Genomic DNA, 14,236 nt, shown 5'->3' on the forward strand with positions numbered 1-14,236 from the left:
TCGCAGCGTCCCAGTGCGCTCTGGTGGCAACCAGCCCTTGCGATGGTCATCGACGTGCACGCAATCGAAGGTTTGGCGGAAAGATCGGATACTGCGAGCTGCCCGGCGATGCCGCACGATACGCCCGGTGGATGGCGCGAGCCATCCCCTGACTCCTAACGCAGGTCGTAAAACCCGAACTGGTGGACCTCGCGGCAACCGCTCAGATCGCAGGAGCCGATGTAGCCGGGACCGATGTAACGCTGGCGCGCGTCGCGGTTGTGCGGACTGCTGTATGGATCCGGACCATACAGGCCATTGCCATAGTAAATCTGGCCGTAGGGGCGATTGCGCGAGGCACCAAGGCGGAGTGGGCCGCCAACACCCCGATATCCGCCATCGCCCACGTCACGGTCATCGTACCCGGCGCCGACAAACCCGGCGCTACGATCGCGCTCGCTCGGTAGAGCCTGCAACCTGGCGACACTCTCGCCCCGCGCATCCACGTAGCCCTGCTCGCGATCGAAGCGCACGGTGCGGAAATACACTGGCTCACCACCCACCTGACGGGTCTGCAGGCGGACGTAGCGGCCGCCATCGTCGTAGTAAGGCTGCCCGTTGCGAAAGATGACTTCGCTCGGATGGATGATTTCTTCTTCCAGCTCGGCGGCAGCCAGTGGCGCGGCACCGATCAGCAACAAGAGCAACAAGGCCAGGCTGGCGCGCTGGGTCATGGACAACATGGTCATCGGCACTTCCTCAAAGCTCGGCCGCGCACGCAGGCAGGGCCGTGAACATCCTGTCGTTGGGCGCCATACAGCACCCGCATGTGACGCATCGGGCCAGATCAGTGTCGCCAGGCAGCGGCGACCCGGCCCAGCTTAGAGCGTGTTATGCACGTTGGGATGAGATGCCTTGGCCGCCAGCGATGCGGAGCGGGTGCTGCGCGGCGCCGGCTTGGCTGGCGCCAAGGCAAGCTCCGCGACGCGCACTCCGTGCCGCTGACGGCCAATCCTCCGGGGAGCACTCACCTCAACGTACATAACACGCTCTAGCCCTGCCGCCGCGCCAACGCATCCAGCGCCTGCACCGCTGCCGGCCAGCCGGCGGCGTCGGGCACTTCGCGCATGCGCGGTTCGTCGGCAGCCACACCATGCTCCTGTTCGTGCGCCCAGGTCACCGCGTATGGGGTGTAGATGCCCCAACCGCCGATGGCCAGCACCGGCTCCACATCCGAACGCAGCGAATTGCCGATCATTGCAAACTGCTGCGCCGGCAAACCGAATTCGCCGAGCACACGCGCATAGGTCCGGGGGTCCTTTTCGGACACCACTTCCACGCGCGGGAACAGATCGCCCAGGCCAGATTGCTCGATCTTCTGCTCCTGGTGAAACAGGTCGCCCTTGGTGATCAGCACCACCTGATAATCGGCGGCAATCGCACCGACTGCCTCGCGTACGCCGGCAATCACTTCCACCGGATGCTGCAGCGTGGCACGGCCGATCTCGACGATGCGCTGGATATCGTGCGCGGCGATGCGCGCCTGGGTCAGTTCGATCGCGGTTTCGATCATCGACAGCGTCATGCCCTTGGCGCCATACCCGAAGACCTTGAGGTTGCGCCGCTCCACTGCCAGCAGATGCTGCTGCATGCGACTGTCGCCCAGATCCAGGTACCCGGCCAGGATCGCTTCGAAATCCGCTTCGGCAATGCGGTAATAGTCCTCGCTTTTCCAGAGGGTATCGTCGCCATCGAAGCCGACCAGTTGGATCGCCTGGCCGTCGCGCTGTGCAAGTGAGCTCATCGGGCAAGTTTAGCAGCGCATCGGTATTGCGCCGTGCTCAATCGCCTGCGGCATCGCCCGGGCCAGGCTGATAGCTGGCGAATTCCTCGCGCGATAGGCGCCCGTCGCCGTTGCTGTCCAAGCTGGAGAAGTTTTCGCGCAACACCGGGTCGGCGCTTGCCTCGGCCAGCACCAGCGATCCGTCGGCGTCTGTATCCAGGCTACGGAAACTGCGCGGTGCCAGGCTGCCGGCGGTGGCGGACGCCTCGGCACCGCTCGTGGACCTGGCGGGCCTGGGTGCCGTCGGCAGCAAGGGCGTGGTGGCCGGAGCCGGCGGATCGATCGGCAACGGCGACATCGCCGGTGTAGTGCTGCCAGCGGTTGCCGGCACCGACGTTGTCGGGGTGGCGGGTGGCAGCTCCGGCGGCGCGGCGAGCGCAGATACGGGGTTCGCCAACCCGAGCAGAAGTGCAAGACGTAAATGCGACATGATGGATGAGCGCCCGACGTGGAACGGCTCACCCTAACGCGGCAGACGTCAACAAAACGGGAGCGACCCTGGCAGATCGCTCCCGCGTGTCCATCCTGTTGCTGGTACTGTTTTTTGCTATTGCTGTTGCTGGTGCTGGTTACTGCCTGTCGCAGCGCGCCGACGGGGCTGTATGCCAGCGCTCTGCATGCATCACTTTCTCAAAACCTCATAGGTGCCTTGAGCGTCGCTTAGTTGCCCTGCGAGCCGGTGGCACCTCCCCCCTGCTGCTTGGCAACGAACGCCTTGTACTCATCCGGGGTCAGCTTGCCATCGGTGTTGCCGTCGGCCTGATCGAAGATCTGCGCAAGGCCGGCGTTGACCTGCGCTTCCTGCTTGCTGATGGCGCCATCGCTATCGGTGTCCACGCTGGCCCAGGTCTGGCCGCCACCGGAGCTTGCACCGCTCGACTGTGCCGCGGTGGCCGAACTGCCCGACTGCGCCGCTGCGTCTTGAGAGGTGCTTTGCGCCATCGCCGGCAGCGCCAGGGCGGCAGCAAGAGCGACGGTAGCGGCGAGCAGCGAGGTGCGGTTGCGATTCTTCATTGGGGTGGTCTCCTTGTGCTTGGGAATGCGCGGTGTCGCCGCACATGGCACCACCCTACCCATCGCAAATGAACGCCCAACCCGGCGCAATTTCGCGCAAAACAGTCTTTTAACCACAGCCCGAATGTTTGCGGCTAACCGCCTGTTAGGCATGAGTGAGTCAAACCGAAGCACCTCATTCAATGCATGAAAATTTGCGACCCGCCCCGCACTTTATGCCCCACGCTCAGGCACTTGGCGGGTCGTTTTCCCAGCTCCCGGAACTGAATAGCTTCCAACCAAGCACCACGCCAGCGAGCGCGCCGGCCACTTCCAGCACCACGCGCGAGCCCAGTTCGTTGGGGTCGTGGATCTTGGCCAGCGCCAGGCGCGCATACAGCGGCGATTCCAGTCGCACGATGCTGGCATAGACGAGATGCCAGATGTCGTATCCGGCACCGATGGCCACGGCCAGCAGACACGCAATGCCCAGCGTGTGCCCATGGTTGAACTGCACCCGCCGCCCGCCCCGCTCCACCACCGCAAAGACCACCACGCCCAGGATGAGCGCAATCAGCCCGGCCTCCAGTGAACCGAGCAGGCCGAAATGCAGGGGCAAATTCATTGTGACGATCCAGGCAGCAGGCGCACCAGTCTAGCGGCTGCAGTGCCTGGATCGGCGCGCCTCGCAATGCAGGCGCCCTGAACGACCTGGAGACTGCCAGGGGCGATGGCGCAGCCGTGGCGACCTGCAGATGCAGGCGATTGCCGGCATCTGGACGCTGTCGGGCGCGCTACTGTCGCGCATCGCAACCACAGGCGGGCCAGATGCGGCCCGCGCAATGGCTCAGGCGTCGTCCTGACCACGCGCACGCACCTGCGCTTCGCCTTCTTCGTCCCAGCGCACGCTCACCGCAATCGGCTTGCAGCAGACCTGGCAATCTTCGATGTAATGCTGGTCGCCGCCTGTCAGATCCAGCGCCAGCGTGATCCACTCCCCGCAGTAAGGGCAGGCGATATCGACGAAGCGTTCCGGGTCGGACATGGCGGTTCCTTGGATCTGTCGAGGCAAGTGACCGGACGTGGCGGCGACGCCGGCCGGTGCTGCTGGCGGACATTGGAGTGTACGACTGGCGCTGTGCTCGTGTTGGTGTTGGTGCTTGCGCCGTTGCCGGCGAGGCGACCGATGCCAGCACTGTCTGTGCGAGGCAAGAGCGCGGCCGACTTCGACACGATGCCCTGCATCCATGCTGGCTGCTTGCGTGTCGCATCCACGCGTCTCGCAAGCGGCCAACCGATCGCGAGCAGCACCGGATCGATCAGCGACGAAGAGCGTGTTGCCTGACCGCTGTCAGTCCACCGGAACATCGTAGGCCGTCTCTGGCGTGGGTTCGGGACGAAACGTGAAATGCCACCATTCCATCGGATAGTTGGTAAATCCTTCGGCCGCCATCGCCTGCAGCAGGCGCTGGCGGTGCGCGCGTTGTGCTGAGCTGATGTCGGGCGCCTCGGTGTGCGCCCACGCATCGAAGAAATCGAATCCTGTGCCCATGTCCACTGCACGGCACCCGCCCGGCCGGCACTCCAGCAAGCCCAGATCCAGCGTCGCGCCACGGCTATGCCCGGAGGTGGGCGCAATGTAATCGCCCAGCAATGCGCGCTTGTCCACCCGCGGGTAGTACTGCGGCTTGGTCGCCTGATCCTGCAGATCCGCAGCCCAGGTAACGAATGCCTTCACCGACCGCACCGGCCGATAGCAATCGAACACCTGTAGCCGATAGCCCTCGGCCTTGAGCGTCTGCGCTACCCGTGCCAATGCGTCGGCAGCCGGGCGCAACAGGTAACACCGCGGCGCGTCATAGCCCGGTACCACCCGGCCGGTGAAGTTGTTGCTGCTCGCATACCGCATGTCCAATGCGATGTCCGGCGCAAGGGCGTGCACGTCCACAAGGCCGGCCTCTGCCGCGGTCCTTGCCGAGGACACATGCACCTGGCCGGCGACTAGCGCACATGGCGCCACGCCGCTCATCAGCAAAGCGCCTTGAACAACACACTGCCGCCAGCAGCGCCCATTTCGAAACAGCAGGTTGTCGGTCATTTCCGTTCCCTTGCAAGATGCCGCGTTTGCGCGGCAGGTCATGCTGCGCTCGTTCGCCGCCAGCGGTAGCACGGCTCGATGCCTGTGCGCCTAGTGGTCGTCGCCTTCAGTTGGCTCAAGCGCCGGTCGCGAGCCAGAAAGTCTCGCGTGGTTGGTCATCGCAGACAGGATGCGTAGATCTTCGGCATCCAGGGTGGTGGCGCTGTTGCCGCGGTAGTGGTGGTGAAACGCCTGCAGTGTGGCGGCCGGATCGTCGATGCTATAGCCGATCAGGGCAAGCGCCTGCCATGGGTCGAAACCTTCCGGGGCTGCGGGCGCGTCGGCCGCGGGCCAGCGGCCGAAACCGGCGTCGGCCAGGCGCCTCCAGGGGAACAACGGCCCGGGGTCGTTCTTGCGCGTCGGGGCCACGTCTTCGTGGCCGACGATCTGCGTGCGTGGAATACGCAGACGCTGACACAGGTCGTCCAGCAACACCAGCAGGCTGTCGATCTGCGCCGGTGCGAACGGCTCGCTGCCGTCGTTGTCCAGTTCGATGCCGATCGAGGCCGAATTGATGTCGGTGATGGTGCCCCAGCGACCGGCCCCGCCGTGCCAGGCGCGCTGCCCATCGCTGACCAATTGGTAGCGCTGCCCGTCTTCGCCGATCAGGTAGTGCGCACTGACGCGCCCGCCACTGTTGCGGCCGCGCAGCGTACTCAGGCTTTGCTGGACTGAATGCTGGTCGGTGAAGTGCAACACGATCAGGATCGGTCGCCGCGTGTCGTAATTGGGCGATGGCACCCACTGCGCCAGCGGATTGCGCTGCGGGGCGTGGGCACAGGCGCCCAGCGACAGCGCGGCCAGGCAAACGGCGGTCCGCAGCCAGGCCGATGACGAGAGAGAAAAGCTGGGCAGCACGGATTGCTCCTGGGAAGGCCGGACGACCTGCGCAGCACCATTATCGGCCGAGTCGTGCTTGCGCGGCCGTCTGCCGATGGGACCGTCGGCAGCGCGGTGGCCTTGCGCGCTGCCATCGTTAGTCGCAGGTGGTGTCTCCCAGCTTGGCAAGCATCGCCGTTGCGAAGACGGCAGTAGCGGCCACTCGCGTATCTACGGCTGCGGCAAAGAGGGTCACGGGCTTCCTGCACGCTCCGCACCAACGCGCCCCCAAACGTCCACTGCCGGCGAGAGTCGTCACGCAGCTCGGACATGTGGATACGCTCTGCGCCGCATGCCACTATCGGCCTTGCCTTGCCTCGCAGCGCGCCAGCGGCTGCCTTCCTCCCGAGCCCTGCATGCCATTGTCGCGCCACCTGCTGATGTTGCTGCTGATCGCGCTTGCCCTTCCCAGCGGCGCCGCACCAGCGCCTGCTGCCACGCCGGCCGCGCAAGCACCGCCCTTTGTCGTCAGCGATGCACAGCTCACCGCAGAGTACTGGATCCGGCGCAGCCGCAACGCGCAGATGCCGCGGATCGACCCCGCGCAGATCGCCGACTTCAATACACGCCTGCTGCGCGACGATGCATCGATGCATGACATCGCGCAACTTCCCCAGACGCTGCCCGCAACTGATGTGAGAGCGCGTATCGACGCGTTATCGGCAATACCGACGCGTCCGCTGTACGACGCAGACGGGCGGCGTCTGGATACCGCACGCTTGGCGGCATTGCGCACGGCCTTGGCATTGGATGCGATACCCGCACAGGTGCCACTGCGCTTTGCGCTGGTCGTCACACGTGGCGCGTTGCGGACCTTTCCCACTGCCCAGCGTGTGTTTACCAGTGCTGACGACCGCGATATCGACCGCTTCCAGGAATCGGCGCTGTATCCCGGCACGCCGGTGGCGGTCCTGCACGGCAGTGCCGATGGCGCGTGGAAGTTCGTGGTCGCCGCCAATTACGCTGCGTGGATCGCAAGCACGCAGATTGCCGAGGGCAGCCGCACCGAGGTGCTGAATTACGCACAACGCGGCCCGCGCCTGATCGTTACCGCAGCCCGCGCGCAGACCGCCTACACGCCCGAAAACCCAGCCGTTTCTGCACGCGCACTGGATATGGGCACCAGCCTGCCCTTGCTCGGCGACTGGCCGCCGCAGCAGCCAGTCAACGGACAGTTGCCGCTAGCGGCCCACGTGGTGCAATTGCCGGTGCGCAGTGCCGATGGGCGTCTGCAGCTGGTGCCTGCATTGATGCCGCGCGGCGCCGATGTGCGCATCGGCGCCTTGCCCGCCACCGACGCCGCACTGCTCCGGCAGGCCTTCAAATTCCTTGGCGAACGCTATGGCTGGGGCAACGATTACGATGCGCGCGATTGCAGCGGCTTGGTGCTGGATGTCTATCGCAGCCTCGGCCTCGCGCTGCCTCGCAATACCGGCGACCAGGCGCGCAGCACGGTGTTGCACAGTGTCACGTTCGACGCTGGCGCACCGTTGGCGCAACGCCTGCAACAGCTCGCACAGCTGCAGGTTGGCGATCTGGTCTACATTCCAGGCCATGTGATGCTGGTGATCGGCCATGCAGGCGGTGCGCCATGGGTGATCCATGATGTGGCCGGGGCCAGTTACCACGCGGCCGACGGCAGCGTGCAGCGCGCGCGTTTGAATGGTGTGTCGGTCACCCCATTGCTGCCCTTGCTCGCCAGCGATGGCACTGCATTCATCGACCACATCACCCGCATTCAACGCGTTTTTCCAACGGGCCCCTTATGAAGATCACCGGCTTCCGGCTTGGCATGGTGCGCGTACCCCTGAAAACACCGTTCAAGACAGCCGTGCGCACGGTGCAGGCAATCGAGGACGTGGTGGTGCTGTTGCAGACCGACAGCGGCCACATCGGGTACGGCGCCGCACCCGCCACCGCGCCCATCACTGGCGATACCCATGGCAGCATCATTGCCGCGATCCAACACTGCATCGGCCCCAAGCTGATTGGGCAGGACGTGGCCGATCTCAACCGGCTATGCGGGCTCGTTCAACACGCGCTCGAACGCAACACCAGCGCCAAGGCCGCCGTGGAGATCGCACTGTACGATCTGTGGGCGCAGGGTTTTGGTGCGCCGCTGTACCAGTTGCTCGGTGGCGGCACGCCGCGCGTCACGACCGACATCACCATCAGCGCCGATACCATCCCCACCATGGTGGCGCAGGCGCAAGCGGCGCTCGCGCACGGCTATCGCGCACTGAAGATCAAGGTCGGCAAGGACATCGAGTCGGATGTCGAACGCGTCACGGCAATTCATGCGGCAGTCGCTGGGCGCGCATCGCTGCGGCTGGATGCCAATCAAGGCTGGACGCCCAAACAAGCGGTGCGCACCATGCGTACGCTGGAAGATGGCGGCATCGCGCTGGAGCTGCTGGAGCAGCCGGTCAAGGCCGCCGACCTCGACGGGCTCGCCTTCGTCACCGCACGCATCGACACGCCGGTGATGGCCGACGAGAGCGTCTTCTCGCCTACGCAGGTGATCGCGCTGATTCAGCGTCGCGCCGCCGACATCATCAACATCAAACTGATGAAGACCGGCGGGCTGTCCAATGCCATCCGCATCGCCGACATCGCCGGGTTGTATGGATTGCCATGCATGATCGGCTGCATGATCGAATCCAGCATCAGCGTGTCCGCCGCGGTGCATCTGGCGGTGGCCAAGGCCGACAGCATCACCCTGGCCGATCTGGATGCACCTGCGCTTGGGCAGTTCGACCCCACCGAGGGTGGCGTGCGATTCGACGAGGCGCAGATCCACATCGACGATTCGCCGGGACTGGGCATCCGCCGCATTCATGGGCTGGAACTGTTGCCGGCGTGAGAGCGGCCGACGCGGTGCGGCGAACAGCCCCCAAATGGAAGCAGACCGCGCTACAACGTGGGTATGACCAGCGTTACTCGCCGATTCCGGGCAACGGACGCGCCTGTCTGATGCGCGACACGCACATGCACCACGCAACAGCATTGCTGAGTACAGTAGCGACAACGCGGCGTCGGTCACGCACCACCGTAGCGCGCCGTTTCCAGACAACCGTGTCTCGCCTTTGGACTCATCCCGCTCGACCATTGCCCGGAGCCTGCATGCGCCTTGCCACCGTGTTTAGATCCCTTGTGCTGCTGGCGCTGACAAGCTGTTGCAGTCTTGCCATCGCGGCCAGCCCGATCGATGCGTTGAACCATGCACGCACGTTGATCGTGGTGACCACCGCGGACTGGGACAGCACCCAGGCGCGTCTGCGCACCTTCACCCGTGTGGATGGCGAATGGCAACCGGCTGCCCATAGCTTCGCCGTTGCGCTTGGGCGGCAGGGCAGTGCCTGGGGCGAGGGCCTGCATCCTGTGCAGATGCAGGGCCCGCAAAAGCGCGAAGGCGATGGTCGCAGCCCTGCCGGCGTCTTCGCCATCGGCCCGGCGTTCGGCTATGCGTCGAAGATCGACAGCGCTATGCCATACCAGGCGATGAGCGCTACCCATTACTGCATGGATGTGCCCAGCTCACCGCTGTACAACCGCATCGTCGATGCCGCGCAGGTGGGCGAGGCGGCCGTTGCCGGCTCGACCGAGCCGATGCGTCTGGATCTGCGCCACGCAGGCGATGCGCGTTACAGCGAGGGCTTCGTCATCGCGCACAACCCCAGGGCCGTTCCCGGACGCGGCAGCTGCATCTTCGCGCACTTGTGGCGTACACCAGGCCAGTTCACCGCCGGCTGCACCGCGATGGCAGCGGCCGACATGCAACGCTTGCTCGCCTGGCTGAAGCCGGACGATCATCCGCTGTTCGTTACGCGCGCCTGCACACTGCATGGCACTTGCCTGCACTGACCGGGGACGCGCCATGAGCACACCGCAGCCCGCGCCGGACGCGGCAGGTTTGGTCCGTGTCGTCAGCCGGTGGCAGATCGTCGGCCTGTCGATCAACGATGTCATCGGCAGCGGCATCTACCTGCTGCCTGCCGCAACCGCCGCGCTGCTCGGGCCGATGAGCCTGTGGGCCGTGATGCTGGCCGGCCTTGCAGTCGCCTTGCTGGTGCTGTGCTACGCGCAAGCGGGCAGCTACTTCGATACGCCGGGCGGCAGCTATCTCTACACGCGCGAAGCATTCGGCCCGTTCGTCGGTTTTCAGATTGGCTGGATGATCTGGCTCACGCGCATCAGTTCGGCGGCTGCCTTGAGCAATGGCCTGGCCGACGCAGTGGCGCGGTTCTGGCCCACCGCCGCCACCGATCCCTGGGCGCGCTTGCTGGTCGTCGTCGGCTCGCTGGGCCTGCTCACCGCGATCAACGTGATCGGCGTGAAATCGGCCGCGCGCACCGGCATCGCGCTGGTGATCGGCAAGCTGGTGCCGTTGTTGCTGTTCGTGGCGATCGGCCTGTTCTATGTCGATTGGTCATGGGCGTTTGCCGGCACCGCGCCCGATCTGCGCGACCTGGGCAATCTCGGTGAAGCGGCCTTGCTGCTGCTGTTCGCCTACGCAGGTTTCGAAAACATTCCCGCAGCCGCTGGCGAATACCGCAACCCGCGGCGCGATGTGCCATTTGCGTTGATCACCATGATCGTCACCGTCACCCTGATCTACGCCGCGGTGCAGGTGGTGGCGCAGGGCACCCTGCCCAACCTTGCGGCCTCGCCGACGCCGCTGGCAGATGCCGCAAGCCGATTCGGTGGCGAAGCGTTGGCACTGATCCTCACCGTGGGCGCCACCATTTCCATCCTCGGCACCACCAGCAACACCGTGATGCTCGGCCCGCGCTTTCTGTTTGCGCTTGCACGCGATGGCTATGGCCCTGCGTTTCTGGCACGCGTGCATCCGCGCTTCCATACGCCCGCCGCGGCGGTGCTCACGCAGGGCGCGTTGTCGCTCGCATTGGCGTTGTCGGGATCGTTTACGCAGCTGGCGTTATTGTCGATGGTCACCCGCCTGTTCGCCTACATCGGCACCGCCGCAGCAGTGATCGTGCTGGCGCGCAGGTACCGGCAACGCACCGAGACGTTGCGCCTGCCCGGCGGACCGGCCATCCCCATCGCCGCCTTGGTGCTGTCGCTGGGCCTGCTGGCCAGCGCCAGTTGGCAGAATCTGGCCGCAGCAGGCGTGGCGCTTCTGGTCGGTTGGGTGTTTTATCTGTTTCCGCGCAAGCGGCTTGAAGGCGGCTGAGGGCACAACCAACTGCTGTTGAGCAGTTTTTGACGCGGCATGCCCGCACCACACCATATTTTCTGCATGTTGCCGTGCATCGGATAGTGAGATGCTCCCCGGGCGACCTGCGATTTCGCGGCATGCTCGCACAGCGCTCACGCAAGCCTAACCGCATGAACCCAACGCTGAGCTTCTACCTGCATGGGAGCTTGCGATGAAACTTCGCCATGTCTACAGCACCGCCGATCTCGACGGCGCTCAGCGCGTGCTGCAGGCCGCGCGCAGTGCCGGCATCGACAACGATGCGCTGTCGTTGATCGCCCGCTCCGATATCGAACTGCGGGACGTCCCAGACGAACGCAAGGACGTCAAAACCGACTTCCTTCCCGCTGCCGCACGCGGCGCCGCCACCGGTGGTGCGGCTGGCCTGGTGGCTGGCCTGGTCGCCATCGCAGTCCCCCCGATTGGGCTGACCTTGGCCGGCGCGGGCGTCATGGCACTGGCTGGCGCGCTGGTCGGTAGCTGGTCATCGGCGTTGATCGGCGCCACGGTGCCCGATCCGGTACGCCGTCAGTTCGAAGAGCAAATCCAGGCCGGGCGCGTGCTAGTGATTATCGATGCAGAGCAGCCGGCGCTGCAGGAGGCAGAGGCCGCCATGGTGGCTGCCGGTGCAACCCCATTGCCGTATGAAGCGGCCTCGGCGACCACCTGAAGCGCCATCCAAGACCGTCCTCCCTCCAGCGCAACGCTGCCGCGATCACGCGTTGAGAAGCCTGGGCTACGGCGCCGTGTCGAACCTGCTGCGTTGATGTACTCCTCACCTGCCATGGCAATGAAATTAACGGCAAGCGACCTAGGGTAATCCGCACATACACCACGGAGACGCGCATGAACGTGCCGTATCAGATTCCGGGCCGAGCGCCGGACGAGGACCGCAGCCAGAACGTATCGACGTATTGGCGCGAACGCTTCACCGAAGAGCCGTATTACACCGAAGGCGATCGCTACGAAGACTACGAAGGCGCTTATCTCGCAGGTTATGAAGCGCGTATCCGCGACAACGCGCGCGCTTACGACCAGGTCGAAGCCGAGTTGCATCGCGATTGGGAGGCCAGGCGCGGCACCTCGTCGCTGAGTTGGAGCAAGGCGCGGCATGCAGTCAAGCGCGCCTGGGAAAACGCGGCCGATTTCGTCACTGGCGACGACACGCATAAGCGCTAAAACGACAACGCCACCGTCGAGGTGGCGTTGTTGCATCACACGATCTTTCGCGTATCAGTCCAGTGCCGGCGGCACGCTGCGCGCACTACGCGATGCGTCACTGATCTCCATCGCATCGCGGGTATTCTTCTGTACCGCAACTGCACCAAACAGGCTCAGCGCATAGGCCATTGCGTAAAATCCTTTCTCGCTCAGCAACAGCGTGGCATTGATCAAGCCGATGGTCAGCAGCACCAACGCAACAATCAGCGAAAACCAGCAGATGGCATAGTACAAGCCGGTCACCGGAATTCCATCTGCGCGGTCACGTACGCTTTTCTGCAACGAGACAGAGGCGAACAAACCGAACAACAATAGCGTGAAGTAGTAGCCCTTCTCGTTGAGCAACATCTGGGCATTCCACAAACCCACCAGATACGCCGCACCGCCCAGCAATAATGCGGCCCAGGATGCGGCGATAAAAGCAGGCGAGGTTTTTTGCGTGGCCATGGAAACTCCCTTTCTATGGTGGAACGATGCACGAAATACGACGTTGTGAGACGCGGGCGTCCTGCAGACAGTGATCTGCAACAAGGGCGCCCCCGGCGACGTCGTGTAAGGTACTTGAAAACCCGACGCGGGACACGTTGCGGGAGGGCTGCAGCGTGCCGCGCCCATCCCCAGGAGGACCCCATGTCTGTCCGTCGTCTGCTTGCCCTGGCCTGCTCGGCCACCCTGTTCACTGCCGGCACTGCAGTTGCCGCGCCCGCAGCCGCCCCCGCGGCCTCCATTCCCAAAGCACAGTGGCCATTTCAGGCCACCACGGTCGCCGATTTCGACGAACCCTGGGCAATGACCTTCCTGCCCGATGGCAGCTTGCTGGTCAGCGAAAAGCGCGGCGCCTTGATGCGCCTGGACACTAAGACCAAACGCAAGAGCGCCGTCACCGGCGTGCCGGCGGTTGCCTACGGTGGTCAAGGCGGTTTCGGCGATGTGCTGGCGCATCCGCGCTTCGCCAAGAACGGGCTGGTCTACCTGAGTTATGCCGAGCCGGGCGAAGGCGACACGCGCGGCGCTGCGGTGGCGCGCGCCAAGCTCACGCTGGATGCAACCGGCGGCGGCACGCTCTCGGACCTGAAGGTGATCTGGCGCCAGGATCCCAAGGTCACCGGCAATGGCCACTTCGGGCATCGGCTCGCGTTCGGGCCCGATGGCAAGCTGTGGATCAGCTCCAGCGAACGGCAGAAGTTCACTCCTGCCCAGGACATGAAAGCCAACCTCGGCAAACTGATCCGGCTCAACGACGACGGCAGCGTGCCGGCCGACAACCCGTTCGTTGCGCAAGGCGGCGTTGCTGCGCAGGTGTGGTCGTTGGGCCATCGCAATATTCTTGGCCTGGCCTTCGACAGCAAGGGCCGCCTGTGGGAACACGAAATGGGTCCGCTCGGCGGTGATGAGTTGAACCTGATCCAGCGTGGCGCCAACTACGGCTACCCGATCGTCTCCAACGGCGACAACTATGACGGCACGCCGATCCCCGACCACAACACGCGTCCGGAGTTCGCCGCACCCAAGATCAGCTGGACGCCGGTGATCTCGCCAGCAGGTTTTGTGATCTATAGCGGCAAGCAGTTCCCGGCATGGCGCGGGAATGGCTTTATCGGTGGGCTGTCGTCGATGGCGCTGGTGCAGGTGTCGCTGGGCGACCAGCCGCGCGAAGTGGCCCGTTACGACATGGGCGCACGCATCCGCGAAGTGGAGCAAGGTCCCGACGGCGCGCTCTGGCTACTGGAAGACGAAGCCAGTGGCAGTACCGGGCGTCTGCTGAAACTCACGCCCAAGAGCAAGGCCGCGGTCGAAAGCGACGCTTGATCGATTCCGCGGCATGCGCCGGTGCATCTGACGCGCTGCACCGGCAAGCGCGATGGCGACATTGGACAGTCGTCATCGCATTTGACCACGACGTCAGCGGGCGCTTCGCGCTGTAACAGTGGCCGCCCGTTCGCACGATCGCCGCGCCGAGTGTGCC

General features: G+C 64.8%; 15 protein-coding genes and 1 pseudogene. 7 read left to right on the forward strand and 9 right to left on the reverse strand.

The window, feature by feature from the left end; genetic code table 11:
- Positions 1-155 precede the first annotated feature (155 nt).
- The 8 genes from J7360_RS00360 to J7360_RS21230 form a co-directional block, all read right to left on the reverse strand.
- Entirely contained in the window at positions 156-728 is a 573-nt protein-coding gene (locus tag J7360_RS00360) for a hypothetical protein (protein ID WP_209033026.1), read from the reverse strand.
- Positions 729-1,030: 302 nt separating this feature from the next.
- The gene (locus J7360_RS00365; protein ID WP_057658642.1) at positions 1,031-1,783 is read right to left on the reverse strand and encodes an HAD family hydrolase; all 753 of its coding nucleotides are present in this window, start codon (positions 1,781-1,783) and stop codon (positions 1,031-1,033) included.
- A 37-nt stretch (positions 1,784-1,820) separates the two neighbouring features.
- A complete protein-coding gene (locus tag J7360_RS00370) occupies positions 1,821-2,219 on the reverse strand; it encodes an EF-hand domain-containing protein (protein ID WP_209033038.1) in 399 nt (132 codons plus the stop codon).
- A gap of 263 nt (positions 2,220-2,482) precedes the next feature.
- Entirely contained in the window at positions 2,483-2,836 is a 354-nt protein-coding gene (locus tag J7360_RS00375; RefSeq protein WP_057658646.1) for a hypothetical protein, read from the reverse strand.
- A gap of 226 nt (positions 2,837-3,062) precedes the next feature.
- Positions 3,063-3,440, reverse strand: coding sequence for a hypothetical protein (locus J7360_RS00380; protein ID WP_057658647.1), 378 nt, complete (start codon positions 3,438-3,440; stop codon positions 3,063-3,065).
- Positions 3,441-3,662: 222 nt separating this feature from the next.
- Positions 3,663-3,860 carry a CPXCG motif-containing cysteine-rich protein gene (locus tag J7360_RS00385; RefSeq protein ID WP_022560162.1) on the reverse strand — a complete coding sequence of 66 codons (198 nt, stop codon included), beginning with the start codon at positions 3,858-3,860 and terminating at the stop codon, positions 3,663-3,665.
- Between the two features lie 306 nt (positions 3,861-4,166).
- Positions 4,167-4,913 carry a M15 family metallopeptidase gene (locus J7360_RS21225; RefSeq protein ID WP_244667730.1) on the reverse strand — a complete coding sequence of 249 codons (747 nt, stop codon included), beginning with the start codon at positions 4,911-4,913 and terminating at the stop codon, positions 4,167-4,169.
- 90 nt (positions 4,914-5,003) lie between these two features.
- On the reverse strand, positions 5,004-5,810 hold the full coding sequence (locus J7360_RS21230; protein WP_057658649.1) for an N-acetylmuramoyl-L-alanine amidase: 807 nt from the start codon (positions 5,808-5,810) through the stop codon (positions 5,004-5,006).
- Positions 5,811-6,187: 377 nt separating this feature from the next.
- Here J7360_RS21230 and J7360_RS00395 point away from each other — a divergent pair, with 377 nt between their 5' ends.
- The 6 genes and pseudogenes from J7360_RS00395 to J7360_RS00420 all read left to right on the forward strand — a co-directional run bounded on the left by J7360_RS00395 (position 6,188) and on the right by J7360_RS00420 (position 12,228).
- Positions 6,188-7,600, forward strand: a complete 1,413-nt coding sequence (locus J7360_RS00395; protein ID WP_209033028.1) for an SH3 domain-containing protein — start codon at positions 6,188-6,190, stop codon at positions 7,598-7,600.
- The gene (locus tag J7360_RS00400) at positions 7,597-8,694 is read left to right on the forward strand and encodes a dipeptide epimerase (protein ID WP_057658654.1); all 1,098 of its coding nucleotides are present in this window, start codon (positions 7,597-7,599) and stop codon (positions 8,692-8,694) included. The genes J7360_RS00395 and J7360_RS00400 overlap by 4 nt, the downstream gene beginning before the upstream one ends.
- Before the next feature lie 260 nt (positions 8,695-8,954).
- A pseudogene (locus J7360_RS00405) lies at positions 8,955-9,712 on the forward strand (L,D-transpeptidase family protein).
- Entirely contained in the window at positions 9,709-11,025 is a 1,317-nt protein-coding gene (locus J7360_RS00410; protein ID WP_209033032.1) for an amino acid permease, read from the forward strand. The pseudogene J7360_RS00405 and the gene J7360_RS00410 overlap by 4 nt, the downstream one beginning before the upstream one ends.
- 196 nt (positions 11,026-11,221) lie before the next feature.
- Complete coding sequence (locus tag J7360_RS00415; RefSeq protein WP_022560168.1) at positions 11,222-11,719, forward strand: hypothetical protein; 498 nt, start codon at positions 11,222-11,224, stop codon at positions 11,717-11,719.
- Between the two features lie 176 nt (positions 11,720-11,895).
- Positions 11,896-12,228: a hypothetical protein gene (locus J7360_RS00420; RefSeq protein ID WP_057658660.1), complete on the forward strand. Its 333-nt coding sequence runs from the start codon at positions 11,896-11,898 to the stop codon at positions 12,226-12,228.
- 54 nt (positions 12,229-12,282) lie between these two features.
- Here the strand turns inward: J7360_RS00420 and yiaA are convergent, their stop codons facing one another.
- Positions 12,283-12,717 carry an inner membrane protein YiaA gene (yiaA, locus tag J7360_RS00425; protein ID WP_057658662.1) on the reverse strand — a complete coding sequence of 145 codons (435 nt, stop codon included), beginning with the start codon at positions 12,715-12,717 and terminating at the stop codon, positions 12,283-12,285.
- A gap of 183 nt (positions 12,718-12,900) precedes the next feature.
- On the opposite strand from yiaA, the gene J7360_RS00430 reads away from it, so the two are divergent.
- A complete protein-coding gene (locus J7360_RS00430) occupies positions 12,901-14,079 on the forward strand; it encodes a PQQ-dependent sugar dehydrogenase (protein ID WP_007966555.1) in 1,179 nt (392 codons plus the stop codon).
- Positions 14,080-14,236: the final 157 nt, after the last annotated feature.

The organism is Xanthomonas sp. D-99, from assembly GCF_017746145.1.
Taxonomy (GTDB): Bacteria; Pseudomonadota; Gammaproteobacteria; order Xanthomonadales; family Xanthomonadaceae; genus Xanthomonas; species Xanthomonas cissicola.